This window comes from Streptococcus mitis, from assembly GCF_946188685.1.
GTDB lineage: Bacteria > Bacillota > Bacilli > Lactobacillales > Streptococcaceae > Streptococcus > Streptococcus mitis_CC.
The window spans coordinates 102,721-119,342 of the sequence record NZ_CAMHWH010000007.1; the positions used below are offsets into that span (position 1 = coordinate 102,721).

A 16,622-nucleotide genomic window follows, 5' to 3' on the forward strand; every position below is an offset into this window, starting at 1 on the left:
TGTCAAATGTTTACAAATGCCGAAATTTTTTATTTTCAAGATATTAAAAAATGATATAGAAGGAGGTTGTTAGTCTCATGCAAGGCAAACAACAAAAAGATTTTAGAACAGAAAAGTACATTCGTTACGGTATTCGTAAGTACAGCTTTGGTGCAGCATCAGTAGCTATTGCTGCTGGTTTAATGTTCCTAGGTAACGGTGCGGTATCAGCAACGGAAGTGCAATCAGCTGAAATAGCTATTTCAACAGTTGCTCCTAGTCAAGATGATAAGGAGAATGAAAAGGCTGAGTCTAAAGCTGAAACAGTAGAAACTGAAAAAGTTGCAGAAGTGAAACCTGAAGTGAAAGTAGAAGAAGCTAAGAAAGTAAACAAGGCTATCCTTGAAGCAAGTATTGCTACTTTAGAGTCTAAACTTTCAACTGCTAAATATGCAGATGCTACAGTGGTAAGCTCAGCTAAGGAAGTATTGGCAACAGCTAAAGCAACTCTTGCAAAAGCAGATGCTAGTCAAGTCGATGTAGATGTCCAAGCAGAAACTGTATCAGCTTTGAGCACAGTTGTTACTGAGTCAAATACTGTTGGTTTCGATAAGAAACTAGCAGCTGAAAAAGAAGCTGCAAAAGCTGAAGCAGAAAAAACTGCAACTCCAGTTGAAAAAGCTCTTTCAGTAGCTACAACAACTCTGACACAAGTATCGTCAGAAGCTGAAGTAACGAATAAATTGGCTGAAACTGAGCTTGCTAAGGCAGATGTCAAAGAAGAAAACAAGGCAGCAGTTACAGCAGCAGTCGCTAAAAACCAAGTAGTTCTTACTGAAACTAAGGCTCTTCTTGCTGATAAGAGTGTCACAAAAGAGCAAGTAGACGCTCAATTGGAACGCCTCAACGAATCAATCCTTGCAGTCTACAATGAATTGAAAAATGCAGGAATCGGTCGTGATGGTAAGTTTGCAGTAAACTTGGCAGATGCTCAAACAACAGCACTTAAAGATGCCTCTACTGAAACAGGTAAAAAATGGTTAGAAGATCATGGTTATTCTTCATTATCAGATATCAAAGTTAAAACGAAAGAAGATAACTTAAAAGAAATTAAAGACTTAAATGATCAAATCCAATGGTTAGACTTTGGAGATACAAGTGCGTGGACAAATCTAACGGCATCTAACCAACTTCAAATTGGTTCTACATATACAAAAGAATTGATTCCTGGTTATGTCGTTACAATGACGGTTAAAGAATTGAAACCATTTGAATCAACTGAAATATTCAAAAACCGTGTAGCTGGAACTGATTTAGAAAGTTCTTATCAACCGGATAAAGAAAATAAATTTAATCCAGAAAATGGAGCAACAGGACTTGGAGCGAATCCTCAAAATAGATATACTCACGTTGCTAATTCTGGTCTGACAACTGGTAAAGCTAAAACAACAATTGCAGGAACAAACCCTGCAGGACAACCTAAAAATGGTCAAGCGGCTGGAGTTAAATTCGATGTAACAGCGACTTATAATGGTAAACCTGTAAAACCTGGTATTGTTATGACATCTGGGGAAGATATCGGGACACTTGAGTCTGAAATTTATACAACTAATGGTACTCCATGGGACTTAGCTGCGATTGTTGGTTATAGTTCAAATAAAAATGCTTATGTTCCACTTGATAAATTTAAAGATATGAATGGTGGTAAAACTGCTATCCTTAAATGGCAAGATGAAAAATTCTATAACGCCTTAAATGGTGGAAAATTTGCAACTCCTGATGCCGCTACTGCAGGTCTTGGTTCTCAAGTATTCGGTGGATATCGTAATAATAGTGGAGCAGGAACTCCAGTATTATCTACAGCAAATGTAAGTGAAGTAGGATTTTATATCATGTCTTCTGGACAACAGTCTTCTATGATCGGTATTAAGTTCTCAGATTTCGGAGATCTTCCAGAATCTTATGGAATGGCTGAACACTACTTAAGAACTCAATCTATTGATTATGATACAAAGGCAATTAAACAAATTCAACAACCATTCTTAGGTAAAGTTAAAGCAGATATTGACTCTGCACCAGGTACAAGAGTACGTGGAATAGGTTCTGATGATGCAACAGAAACTGGAGATGAAGGTGTAGATCAATTAATTTCAGAAGAACATGTACACACAAACGTTGATACAGGAGCTCCAGAAGTTAAATTCATCCAAGGGCCAGATAATACTTATAAAGTAAAACTTTACGCTTCAGCAAATGGTAATGACAAGTATACAGATACAGTTGCACCGGCTTATGTGCGTGGATTTATCGACTTCAACGGAAATGGTAAATTTGATGAAGGTGAACAATCCGATGTTGTACAAGTAAATGGAAACAACCAAATTGTAGAATTAACATTTAAGAATACTCAAGTAATCGACACTAGCAAAGATGTTGTGAACTTCCGTGTTCGTATCGCAAAAGATGAAGCTCAAGTAGAAAGACCAAATGGAATTGCATACTCTGGGGAAGTTGAAGATAACCAAATTCAAGTAGCTCACCCACCACGTGGAGATAAAGAAGAAACTACTGGTAAACAAGGTGAAACTCAATCAGTTGGTATCGAGTTTAGAACACGTCCATCAGGTGATGATGCATCTGACTTAGGTTCTAACAATGGTAAAACTACATTTAACTCATACGGTAAAATTCACTACACTGAACAAAGTAATGTAATTAGTGCAGAAACTACTAAGAAAGTTCAATCTGAAGGTGTAATGATCGTTAATCCAGATGGAACATTAACAAAAAATTACACTAAAGCAGGTCAAGGTACTTATACAGTAACAGATGATAAGATTACTTTCACTCCAGAAGCTAACTTCGTAGGTAAAGCTGATGGTATCGTACTACGTGCGGTAGACTCAAATGGTCAATCAAGTGGATGGACTGCATTAACAAGACAAAATGGACTTGAAAACATCAATGATGGAACTCACTCAGCAGGAGCTACAAAAACTATGGATGCTGTTTATATTCCAACAGTAACTCCAAAAGAAATTACTGCTGCCCCTGAAACATCAACAGATATTCAAGGTAAAGAACAGAAGAAAACACCAACATTTAAAACAGAAGGTGATTCTGAAACTGCTACAACAGTAACTCCAAGTGAAAAATATCCTGCGACTCTAATTGATCCAAAAACTGGAAATCCAGCAGACACAGTAACAGTAGATAGTGAAGGAACTTATACAATTAACCCAACAACAGGTGAAGTAACTTTCCAACCACTTCCAACATTTAAAGGAACTGCAACAGGTGTTGATGTAAGATTAACAGCACCAGTAGGTCAAAATAAAGACGGACAAGATGTAACAGCTACGGCAACTACAAAATACACTCCAACAGTAACTGCTGTAACGCCAACAGCTAAGCCATCAGACTCAGCAGGAGTACAAGGGGAAACTCAAAAAGGAACTCCTACATTTACAGAAGGAAATGCAGAAGTACCAATTAAAGAAAATTCTGTGAAATTATTAAATGCTGATGGAACAGAAGCAAATGGCCCAGTTGATGCTTTAGATGAAAAAGGAAATAAAGTAGGGGAATACACAGTAAACCCAGCAACAGGTGAAGTAACATTCACACCAACAGATAAAACTTACACTGGAAAAGTTGTACCAGCTAAAGTACAAGCAGAAGATAAAAACGGAACTAAAGTAAGTACTACTTATACTCCACATATCGTAGGTGTAACACCTAGTGCAACTCCAGCTCAATCTTCGGGTATCCAAGGACAAACACAAGATGGAACTGTATCATTTGCACCTGGTGAAACAACAGTAGAAGGTGAGAAAAAATCAGTACCAATTAAAGCTAACTCAGCGCTTCTACTTGATGCTTCAGGTAATCCAGTAGCTCCTGGTACTCCAGTAGATGCTTTGGATCCAGATGGAAACAAAGTAGGGGAATACACAATTGACCCAGCTACGAACAAAGTAACCTTCACACCAACTAACAAAGAATACAAGGGTAAAGTACAGCCAGCTAAGGTTCAAGCAGAAGACGAAAATGGAACAAAAGTTTCAACAACTTACACTCCAACAATCGTAGGTGTAACACCAACTGCTTCACCAGCTGAAACAACTGATGCACAAGGTGTTGAACAATCGAAAGAAGTAACCTTCAAACCTGGTAAAGCAACTGTTAACGGTGTTGAAAAAGAAGTGCCAATCGACACTACTTCATACAAACTATTAGATGAAAATGGACAACCTGCAGAATCAGTACCAGCTAAAAACCCAGCAGGAGATGTTATCGGTACTTACACACTTAAAGTTGTAGACGGTAAAGCAACTGCGGTATTTACTCCAACTGATAAAACATATGCAGGAGAAGTTGAACCAGTTACGATTCAAGCCAAAGACACAAATGGAACTCCAGTAACAACAACTTATACTCCAAGCATCACTCCAGTTGAACCAACAGGAACTCCAAAATCTACTGAAGGTGTACAAGGACAACCTCAAGAAGGATCTCCAACATTTACACCAGGTAACGATAAAGTTCCTATGAAGATTGATGCTGAACAACCAGCTAAATTAATCGATCCAGCTACTGGACAACCAACTGATGCAACAACAATTCCAGCAAAAGACGCTAACGGAAAAGAAGTTGGTACGTATACAATTGATCCAGCAACAGGTAAAGTGATATTTACACCAAATAAAGACTTCGTAGGTACTCCAGTACCAGCAACAGTTCAAGCAAAAGATGCAAATGGAACTCCAACTACAGCTACTTATACACCAACTGTTAAACCAGTGACTCCAGTAGGCGTGAATACATTTACGGAAGATATTCAAGGTGCACCTCAAAGTGGTAAACCAGCATTCAAGCCTGGTAAAACTACAATTGATGGTAAAGAAGTAGAAGTACCAATGGATGATAAAGTACCAGCAACATTCGAAGATGGTAAAACTGAAAAAGTTATTCCAGGAGAAGGAACTTATACAGTAGCTCCAGATGGAACTGTATCATTCAAACCAGACCCTCAATTCCATGGTAAAGGAACAACAATGACAGTTGTTCGTAAAGATCAAAATGGAACTCCAGTTACTGCAGAATACACAGCAGTAGTTAAACCAGCTACACCAGAAGGAACAGAAGTTCTAACTGCAGGTGTTCAAGGAAAAGTACAAAGTGGTAAACCAAACTTTGTTGGTGGTAAAGCAATCGTTAACGGTATTGAAAAAACTGTTGAAATCGATGAAACTAAACCAGCAACATTTGAAGATGGTTCAACAGAAAAAGTAATTCCAGGAGAAGGAAAATACACAGTAGCTGCAGACGGAACTGTAACATTTGAACCAGAAAAAGGCTTCGTTGGTAAAGGTACTGAATTAACTGTTAAACGTGTGGACAAAAATGGAACGCAAGCACTTGGTAAATACACAGCCGTAGTAATCGGTACAAAACCAACTGCAGAACCATCAGTAACTTCAGATATTCAAGGTCAAACTCAAAGCCAACCTGTTAAATTCAAAGGTGGGGTAGTTGAAGTTGAAAACCCAATGACGAAAGAAAAAACTGAAGAAACTGTAGGAATCGACCCAGATACTTACACATTATTAGATGATAAAGGTCAACCAGCTGAAAAAGTACCAGCTAAAGATACAAATGGTAAAGTAATTGGTGAATACACATTAACAAAAGAGCCTGGTAAAGACCCAGTTGCAGTATTCACTCCAACAGATAAATCTTACTCAGGAGAAGTTCAACCAGTAACGGTTCAAGCAAAAGATACAAATGGAACTCCAGTAACAACTACTTACACTCCAAATATTACGCCTGTTACCCCAACTGCTAAAGGAATAACTTCTGAAGGTGCACAAGGCCAAGAGCAAAGTGGAACTCCAACATTTACTGAAGGAAACACTAAGACTCCTATCGATCCTCAAGTACCAGCTAAATTAATCAATCCAGAAACTGGTGAACCAACTGACGAAACTTCAGTAGAAGTACCAGGAGAAGGAACTTACACAATTAACCCAAAAACTGGTGAAGTAACATTCAAACCAGAACCAAACTTCACAGGTAAAGCTGAAGGTGTTGAAGTTCAACGTAAAGATACAAACGGAACTCCAGCTACAGCTAAATACACACCAACTGTTAAACCAGTTACTCCAACATCAGATGACGTAATCTCTGAAGATGTACAAGGTGCTAAACAAACTGGAACTCCAGTATTTACAGCTGGTAAAACAACAGTTAATGGTCAAGAAGTAACTGTAGAAATCGACAAAACTGTTAAACCAACATTTGACGATGGAACAACAGAAAAAGTAGTACCAGGAGAAGGAACATATACAGTTGATGAAAATGGTGTAGTAACATTTACTCCAGAACCACAATTCACAGGTAAAGCTAGTGGAGTAACTGTTAAACGTGTGGATAAAAATGGAACAGAAGTAACTGCAAAATACACTCCAACTGTTAAACCAGTAACCCCAACTTCAGTTGATGAAGTAACTACTGATGTACAAGGTGCAACTCAAAAAGGTAAACCAGTTTTTGAAGCAGGTAAAACAACCATTAACGGTGTAGAAAAAACTGTAGAACTTGATGATACTAAACCAGCTACATTTGAAGATGGTTCAACTACAAAAGTTGTACCAGGAGAAGGAACTTACACAGTAGCTCCAGACGGAACTGTAACATTTACTCCTGAAAAGACCTTTACAGGTAAAGCTAGCGGAGTAACGGTTAAACGTGTGGACAAAAACGGAACACCAGTTACAGCGAAATACACTCCAGTAGTATTACCAGTAACTCCAAGTTCTAAAGATGTAACATCAATCGGTGATAAAGGTCAACCTCAATCAGAAACACCAGTATTTACACCAGGAACCACTAAAGTAAATGGTAAAACTGTAATAGTAGAGATTGATGACAAAGTAGCTCCAACATTCGAAGATGGAACAACTGAGAAGAAAGTACCAGGAGAAGGAACTTACACAATCGATGCGAACGGTAAAGTAACATTCGCTCCAGAGCCAAACTTCGTAGGAAAAGCGAAAGGTGTAACTGTGAAACGTGTAGATAAGAATGGAACACCAGTAACAGCTACTTACACTCCAACAGTATTAGGTAAAACAACTACGAAAGATGTAGTATCAGAAGGTGCTAAAACACTCCACAATCAAATACTCCAGAATTCAAAGGTGATGTAGATACAAAAGTTCCAGCTAAATTAGTAGATCCAGAAACTGGAGAACCGACTGATGAACCAGTAGTAGTACCAGGAGAAGGAACATACACAATCGATGGAAATGGTAAAGTGACATTCACTCCAGAAGAAGGATTCGTAGGAACAGCAACACCTGTAGAAGTAGCTCGTAAAGATAAAAACGGAAGAACAGTTAGAGCTTCTTACACACCAACTGTACGTCCTGACACTAAATTTGTAGTCATAGGAAAAGATGGTGCAGAAACAGAACTTATCCCATCTAAAGATGGTAAAAAACCATCAGAAGCAATTCCAGGATACAAACTTGTTAAAACTGAAACGGATGAAAAAGGGAATACGAAACACATCTACGAACCAGTAACAACTAAACACGTAGATAGAAATGGAAACCCAATTCCAGGAACAGAAACAGAAGAAGGAACAACTCCAGCAAAAACTTCAAAAGAAGTTCCAGGATACAAAGTAGTAGAAACTCGTAAACTTCCAAATGGAGATACAGAATATGTTTACGAAAAAGTAACTACATCATTCGTAGATTCAGAAGGACACGTAATCGAAGGAACAACAACTGAGGAGGGAACAACGCCTAAGAAAGATATCCCAGGCTATAAATTTGTAGAAACTAGAACTACTGAAGACGGAGATACAGAACACGTTTACGAAAAAGTAACTACAACATTCAAAGATAAAGATGGAAATGTAATTCCAGGAACAACAACTGAAGACGGTGAACAACCTAAGAAAGATATTCCAGGTTACCGCTTCGTAGAGACTAAGAAACTTCCAAATGGCGATGTAGAACACGTTTATGAGAAAGTTAAGACAAGTTACAAGGATAAAGACGGAAACGAAATTCCAAACTATCCAACAGAAGACGGCGAACAACCTAAGAAAGATATCCCAGGTTATCGTTTCGTAGAAACTAAGAAACTTCCAAATGGTGATGTGGAGCATGTCTACGAAAAAGTAACAACTCCAGCACCAACTCCATCAGTAAATCCATATAATCCAACACCAATTACAGAAAAAGTGTTAACAACATTTGTAGATGAAAATGGTGAATTGATTATTCCTGATGAAAATGGTTCACATCCACGTAAATCATTAGAAGGCTATGAGTTAGTTCGTACAGAAACAGATGCGAATGGAAATGTTCGCAATGTTTACCGTAAGGTGCAATCTCAAACACCAGTACAACCAGTTGAGCCAGCTACTCCAGCAATGCCTGAACAGCCAGCTAAACCTCAAGTACCGGCTACTCCAGCACAACCAGTACAAGCAACAGCAGTGAAAGAAGCTGAAGGTAAGCGTGAATTGCCAAATACTGGTACAGAAGACCATGCTAACCTTGCAGCACTTGGACTTCTCGGAGTATTGAGTGGATTTGGTCTTGTAGCTCGCAAGAAGAAAGAAGATTAAGTGAAACAATTTCTAATTAGCTAATCTAATCCGCATCAAATAGAAAACCGATGATTTATTTCATCGGTTTTTTGGCTCTTAGCTAACTTTAAATGAAAATTTTTAACAGCTAAATCAGAAATTCTAAATGAATTTAGTTGAGATTGGTATTCAATATACTTTTAAATATTGAAATACAGATGATAAAATATTTTTGAAAAAAATCAAACGGATTTAATTAATAAATATACAAAAATAAAATATATAGAAATGAAAATCAATTCAAAATAATATACGTTTATATAATGTGAGCGAATTCGAAAGTGTGTTGAAATGTCAAAAAATAGTGGAAAAAGTTAAAAAAAGTAGAGTTTTTTATATAATTCAGACAATTTTTACTATTTTTTAGAGAATGACATAGATAAAAATTGAAATTTTCATGTTATTTTCAAGCAAATAAATTGAATATTACTAGCTGGTGTGATAGAATGAATATACATGTTTCGAAAGAAATATAGTATCTGGAGAGATTCCTTTATTTATGATGAAATGAAGGAATTTTAATTTTTACTATATATATAAACATGATATAAAACAAAAGGAGGTTGTTAGTCTCGATGAAAGTCAAGCAACAACAAGATTTTAGAGTAGAAAAATACATCCGTTATGGTATTCGTAAATATAGCTTTGGAGCAGCATCAGTAGCCATTGCAGCTGGATTGATGTTCCTTGGAAATGGAGCAGTATCAGCCTCAGAAACAGCAGTTAATGGAAATGTTTCTGATGTGGCAGTAGTATCACCTAATACTGAAGAGAATGGAGCAACGGCTAAAGTAGAAACTGCGAAGGAAGTAAAAGTAGAAGAAGCTAAGCCTGAAGTAGTGAGTCCTAAACTAGACAAGTCTCAACTTGAGTCTTATGTGAATGAAGTAGCTGGGAAACTCGCTGCTGGAAAATATGCAAACAAGACAGACGAAAGTTTGGCTCTTTTGAGTGCTGACTTGGAGTCAGCTAAGGCAGCTCTTTCAAGTGCTACAAGTCAAGATGAGTTAAAAGCTGCTTACAACAAACTTGTAACGACTGTAAACTCAAAACTAAAAAATAAACCAGTTGAGAAAAAAGAAACTCCAGCAGTTGACACTACAAATGGTAAAGAAACTGTAGGGAAGAAAACAGAAAATACTGAGAAAAAGTCTGATTCAAACGCTATCGAAAATACAGGCTCAAAAGATGAACGTAATGGAAAAGAAATCGAAAAAGGATCTAACTTACGTTCTGCAAATGAAGGATATACATATTCTTCAACAGAATTAAGAAAGAAAAATGGGGAGTTTGCTACAGCGACAGGTAAATCTTACTATGAACTTGATGGCAACTCAACATACCGTATTTATGTTCATGGATATCAATCTGAGAATACAGAACAACCAGAAGCTGTGAACTCAGTTGCTGGTAAAAATGGTCGTACGGATATTCCATTATCTAGAGAAGAAGCACAAAAATTAGGTGAAGAAGCTGAACTATGGAAAGGTAAATTACGTCCGACAGGAAGTACTATAGTAGGTACATTAGATCAAAATGCACAGTATGGATCTAATGGAGCATATGAATTCCTTGCAACAGAAATTTATGGATATACTTATGAACAAGGAAATCACTACATTTATGTAACTGATGTAAAGAAACGTTTTAGTCTTTCTGATGCCGCTACTGCAGCAGGATATAAGATTACAAATATTGAATTAACTAACTTAATCCCGGGTGCTGCTTATAATGAAAAAGCGGATACAATTGAAGGATATGTATCATCAAGCATTCAAAATGGTGTATACGATATGCGTTATAAAGTAACTGTGTCAAAACCAGATGGAACAACACAAGTAATGGATTTCCAAAACTTACGTTCAGGATGGATGGGCTGGCAAGATACAACTGCACCATTAATTCAAGGTTCATCTAAATTAGTCACTATTGGAGATGAAGTAAGTCATGATATTAAATATGTTGATAATGATGCGATGACACGTGATGATGCTACTAATTATACAGTTAACGGTGAACGAGTAATCGCTGGTGCAAAAACAGTAAATAAAGGGATTTATAATGCTACTTTTACTGCTAAAGATGGATCAACATTGACAACTATGAATGGACCACGTCCAGTTACAGCTCACACAACTGTAAATGGTACTTATGCAAAAAATGGAGAAAAAACTACTATTAATGATGTAATCCCAGGTTTAGATTATACTCCACAAACTGGGTTAATTACAGGGACAGCAACGGAATCTGGAATTTTCACAGCGGCTGTTTTAGCAAAAGACTATAATAATGCTACAATTGCAGGTAATTCAAATCAATGGAATATGAATGGTCAAGAAGCGCATGAAAATATTACGATTGCGGTAGCTCCTAAGATTACAGTTAAGAATGTTGAAGCTTATGCAACAACTGTACCTGTAATGATTTCAAAAGGTGCAAATACTGCGGAAATTACAATGCCAGATGGAACAGTGACGAAACTTGTAGTTAAAGATGGCAATTGGACAGTAGCTGCAGGTACTACAAATGCAGCAGTACAAGAAGGAGCAGTACTAGCAGCGGCATCAACTTCAGGAGATTCAACCATTAATTTAGCAGTAACTCCAGAATCCACAAAATACGTAGGTGTAGATAGTATTGCAGCGAAAGCAACTACAGATAGAGTGCATGCTAATTTACAACGTGAAGTATATACTGTTAAAGGGGTAAATAATAAAGAATATACAGCTACATTTAACAGTGCTACTGGTAAATATAATTTACCAACTGAGGATGCGTATCAATTAGTAGACAATGGCAATGGAACTTCTACATTAACTGAAAGACGTGTGTATACTGATGTGAAAGCAAACGGAGATATTGATTACATCGTATATGAATTCACTCGTACATGGAGTGCAACTTCTAATGCAGCTAACTTAGTAGATAAGATTGCTGAAATTCGTGAAAAAGGAAAAGTTACAGAAGTAGGAGATGTTACTCGTACCGTAACTAATGTTCCGAAAATGCAAGTAGCCAATGCTCAAGGTACTATTGTAACTGTAAATTATGATTCAGTATCTAAACAATGGACAGCCTCTGATGGTTCAACCGTTACAGCTACTGAATCAAACGCAGGATGGAAACTTGAAACGACTTCTGGTTTCAAAGGGTATGTATCATACCGTGAAGCATCTTCTACAGATGTAGCATCAATTCAAAATGCTAAACCAACAGGAACTTCAACAAGTTATTCAGAATCAAAAGGTTCATCAGTAGACTTAATTAAATCTACCAAAGCAAATGTAGCATTCGCAGATACAATCGATGATAAAACATCAGTAACAGATTCAGATACGATTAAAACAAAAGTAACAGCAACTGCACCAGACGGTACAGTAACTACTTTTAACGGAGCTCAAGCAGAAGAAACAGCTTATATTCAAGCTCAACGTACAGCTGCAGAAAAATCACAATTAGCAGCAAATGCTATTAAAGATGCACATACAGCTGCTAATGAATTAGCAAATCTACAAGAATTATTAGATCGTCAAACTAGTATTGAAGAAGATGCTAAAAAAGCATTAGATAATCTTAAATTACGTTCTATTTCTCCAACAGCTCAAGCTTTAGCTGAAGAAAAACTTGAAAGAGTTAGAGAATATAAAGCTTCACTTCAAGCTGAGTTGGAAAAAGCTAAAACTAAGTTAGATACACTGAAAACTACTGAGACTACATCCCGTGATGAAGCTGTTGCGGCTGAAAAAGCTGTAGAAACAGCACGTACAGCTCTTAAAACAGCTGCAGAAGCAAACTTGGCTCGAGCTAATGCTTATGTATTATCTCAAAAAGGGCGTTACAAAGTAACAGCGAGAGCAGTAGACTCAAACGGTGTTGTAACAACTCCAACAGTAGATGGAACAGAGTCTGGTGAAGTTACAGAAGATGCAGTAGCAGAAACAACTTACTACATCGTAGTAACAGATCCAGAGAAATCATCAGGAGCTCAAGGTCAAAAACAAATTGACTCAATTGCAGATAATTTCAATGATGGAAAAGAAGGAACTACAGTATCAGATTTCAAACTAGTAGATCCAACGACAGGAAATAAAGTTGCTTCTGTAACAACTAAAGAAGGAACTTACACAGTCGATTCAACAACAGGAGAAGTAAGTTTCACTCCAGCAGAAGGCTTTGTAGGAACAGCTACACCGATAAAAGTTTCAGCAAATGTAACATTCAATGATGAGTCAGGAAATCCAGTAACAGTAGCGACAGAAAATACATATACACCAACTGTATATGGAGTTCAACCATCAAAAGATGAAACTACAGGAAAGCAGGGTCAAACTCAAACATCTAAATCAGGAAAAGATCGCTTCTCTGAGTTAAATACAGCAACAAACACTCTAGATGGAACAAATGTAGACTGGACAACAGCAGCATACTCTCTAGAAGGAGCTAATGAAAAAGGCAAAGTGGTAGTTGAAGGAGAAGGAACATACTCAATCGATCCAACAACAGGTGTAGTAAGATTCGAACCACTTCCAACATTTACAGGAGAAGGTAAAGGTGTTAATGTACAAGTATCAGTAACAGCGACTGATTCAGAAGGAAATAAAGTTCCAGTTACTTCAAAAGGTAAATATACACCAACAGTAACACCAGTAACCCCAACAGCAGCACCATCTACTTCAACTGGTGTTCAAGGTGAAATTCAAAAAGGAACACCAACATTTACAGAAGGAAATACAGAAGTACCAATTAAAGAAAACTCTGTAAAACTTCTCAATGCAGATGGAACAGAAGCAAATGGACCAGTAGATGCTTTAGATGAAAAAGGTAATAAGGTTGGTGAATACACTGTTAACCCAGCGACAGGAGAAGTAACCTTCAAACCAACAGACAAATCTTACACTGGACCAGTACAAGCAGCTAAAGTTCAAGCTGAAGATAAGAATGGAACAAAAGTTTCAACAACATACACTCCAAATATCGTAGGAGTAACACCAACAGCAACTCCAGATGAATCAGCAGGAGTACAAGGTGAAACACAAGAAGGAACAGTATCATTTGCACCAGGTGAAACAACAATTGGTGGTGAGAAGAAATCAGTTCCAATCAAAGCAAACTCAGCTAAATTGTTGAATGCAGATGGAACAGAAGCAAATGGGCCAGTCGATGCATTAGATGAGAATGGTAAAAAGGTTGGTGAATACACAATTGATCCAGCTACTAACAAAGTAACCTTCACACCAACTGATAAGACTTATGTTGGTAAAGTTCAACCAGCTAAAGTTCAAGCTGAAGACGAAAATGGAACAAAAGTATCAACAACTTATACACCAACAATTGTAGGAGTAACTCCAACATCTACGCCAGCTACAACAACAGATGTACAAGGTAAAACTCAAGAAAGCACAGTTTCATTTGAAGCTGGTAAGACAACGATTGACGGTAAAGAGAAATCTGTAAAAATCGATCCAGATACTTACACACTTCTAGATGAAGATGGAAAACCAGCTAAAGAGGTACCAGCTAAAGATCCAGAAGGAAACGTAATTGGTAAATATACTCTTAAAACTGTAGATGGAAAAGCTGTTGCAGTATTCGAGCCAACAGATAAAACATATTCAGGAGATGTACAACCAGTACGCGTTCAAGCTAAAGATAAAAATGGAACAGCTGTAGAAACAACTTACACACCGAAGATTACTCCTGTAACACCAACAGCAGAAGCAGCTAAATCAGAAGCTATCCAAGGTGACACTCAAAAAGGAACACCTTCATTCGTTCCTGGAGACAACATTGCTCCAATTAAAGAGAATTCATACAAACTTCTAGATAAAGAAGGAAATGAAGTTCCAGCAGGACAAACAACTCCAGCTTATGCTGAAGACGGAGTAACGCCAGTAGGTACTTACTCAATCGATCCAGCAACAGGAGAAGTAACCTTCACACCAACAGATAAATCATACACTGGTAAAGTAACACCAGCTAATGTTCAAGCAGAAGACACAAATGGGACTAAAGTTTCAACAACTTATACTCCATCGATCATTCCTGCACAACCAGAAGCAGAACCTGCTAAAACTGTTGATGTTCAAGGTGCAACTCAAACTGGTAAACCAGAATTCCAAGGCGGAACAGCTATGGTTAACGGTGAAGAGAAAACTGTAGAAATGGACGATACAGTACCAGCTAAATTGGTAGATCCTAAGACTGGAGATAAAGTAGATTCATTAACTGTTGAAGGCGAAGGAACATACACAGTAGCTCCAGACGGCACAGTAACCTTCAAGCCAGAACCAAAATTCACAGGTGTAGCTAAAGGTGTTGAAGTAGTTCGTCAAGATAAGAACGGAACTCCAGCTAAAGCAACCTACACACCAGAAGTTAAACCAGTAACACCAACAGGAACAGGCGCTGTAACAGAAGATGTTCAAGGTTCAACTCAAACAGGTAAACCTGAATTCAAGGGTGGAACAGTAACAATCGATGGTAAAGAGAAAACTGTTGAAATCAATGAAGATAAACCAGCTAAATTGGTTGATCCAAAAACAGGAAATCCAGTTGATTCAGTAACCATCGAAGGAGAAGGAACATACACAGTAGCTCCTGACGGAACAGTTACCTTTACACCAGCGAAGAACTTCACAGGTAAGGGAACTGGTGTCACAGTTCAACGCGAAGATAAGAACAGCACACCAGTAACAGCTAAGTACACACCAGTTGTAAAACCAGCAACACCAACAAGTTCAGATGTTATCACTACAAATGTTCAAGGTGCAATTCAAGAAGGAACACCAACATTTGAAGGTGGAAAAGTAACTGTAAACGGTAAAGAAAAAACTGTTGAAATCGATGAAACTGTAAAACCAACATTTGACGATGGCACAACTGAGAAGAAAGTACCAGGCGAAGGAACTTACACAATCGACGAGAACGGTAAAGTAACCTTCACACCAGAGAAAACATTCACTGGTCAAGCAACAGGTGTAACAGTTAAACGTGTTGACAAAAATGGAACACCAATCACAGCTAAGTACACTCCAGTAGTCGTTCCAGTAACTCCAACCTCAAAAGATTCTGAATCAGAAGGTCCTAAAGGACAAACTCAAGAAGGAACACCAACATTTGAAGGTGGTAAAGTTACAATCAACGGTAAGGAAGTTCCAGTTGAAATCGATGAAACTGTTAAACCAACATTTGACGATGGCACAACTGAGAAGAAAGTACCAGGTGAAGGAACATACACTATCGATGAAAACGGTAAAGTAACCTTCACACCAGAACCTGACTTCGTAGGAAAAGCTAAAGGTGTAACAGTTAAACGTGTAGATAAGAACGGTACACCAGTAACAGCCAAGTACACTCCAACAGTACATCCAGATACTTCACATGTTGATAAAGACGGTAACCCTCTTTCACCAACAGAAGACGGAACTAAACCATCTAAAGATATTCCAGGATATAAAGTAGTTAAAACTGAAATCGACGAAAAAGGAAATGCAAAACATATCTATGAAAAAGTGACAACAACTCACAAAGATAAAGATGGTAATGTAATTCCAGGAACAACTACTGAGGAAGGTACAACTCCTAAGAAAGATATTCCAGGTTACCGCTTCGTAGAGACTAAGAAACTTCCAAACGGCGATACAGAGCACATTTATGAGAAAGTTAAGACAAGTCACAAGGATAAAGACGGAAATGAAATTCCAAACTATCCAACAGAAGATGGTGAAAATCCTAAGAAAGATATCCCAGGTTACCGCTTCGTAGAGACTAAGAAACTTCCAAACGGCGATACAGAACACGTTTATGAGAAAGTTAAGACAAGTCACAAGGATAAAGACGGAAATGAAATTCCAAACTATCCAACAGAAGATGGTGAAAATCCTAAGAAAGATATCCCAGGTTACCGCTTCGTAGAGACTAAGAAACTTCCAAACGGCGATACAGAACACGTTTATGAGAAAGTTAAGACAAGTCA

At 37.7% G+C, this 16,622-nt stretch carries 2 protein-coding genes and 2 pseudogenes; all 4 read left to right on the forward strand.

Annotated elements, in window-relative coordinates:
• Positions 1 to 77 precede the first annotated feature (77 nt).
• Positions 78 to 7,190 (forward strand): GEVED domain-containing protein, encoded by a 7,113-nt coding sequence (locus N8N51_RS07745; RefSeq protein ID WP_261103946.1) that lies wholly within the window; start codon positions 78 to 80, stop codon positions 7,188 to 7,190.
• Positions 7,191 to 7,210: 20 nt separating this feature from the next.
• A pseudogene (locus N8N51_RS10525) lies at positions 7,211 to 7,672 on the forward strand (Ig-like domain-containing protein); the annotation flags it as partial.
• Between the two features lie 57 nt (positions 7,673 to 7,729).
• A pseudogene (locus N8N51_RS10530) lies at positions 7,730 to 8,626 on the forward strand (MucBP domain-containing protein); the annotation flags it as partial.
• 596 nt (positions 8,627 to 9,222) lie between these two features.
• Positions 9,223 to 16,622: YSIRK-type signal peptide-containing protein (locus tag N8N51_RS07760; RefSeq protein WP_261103947.1), on the forward strand; the 7,400-nt coding region annotated here is incomplete at its 3' end.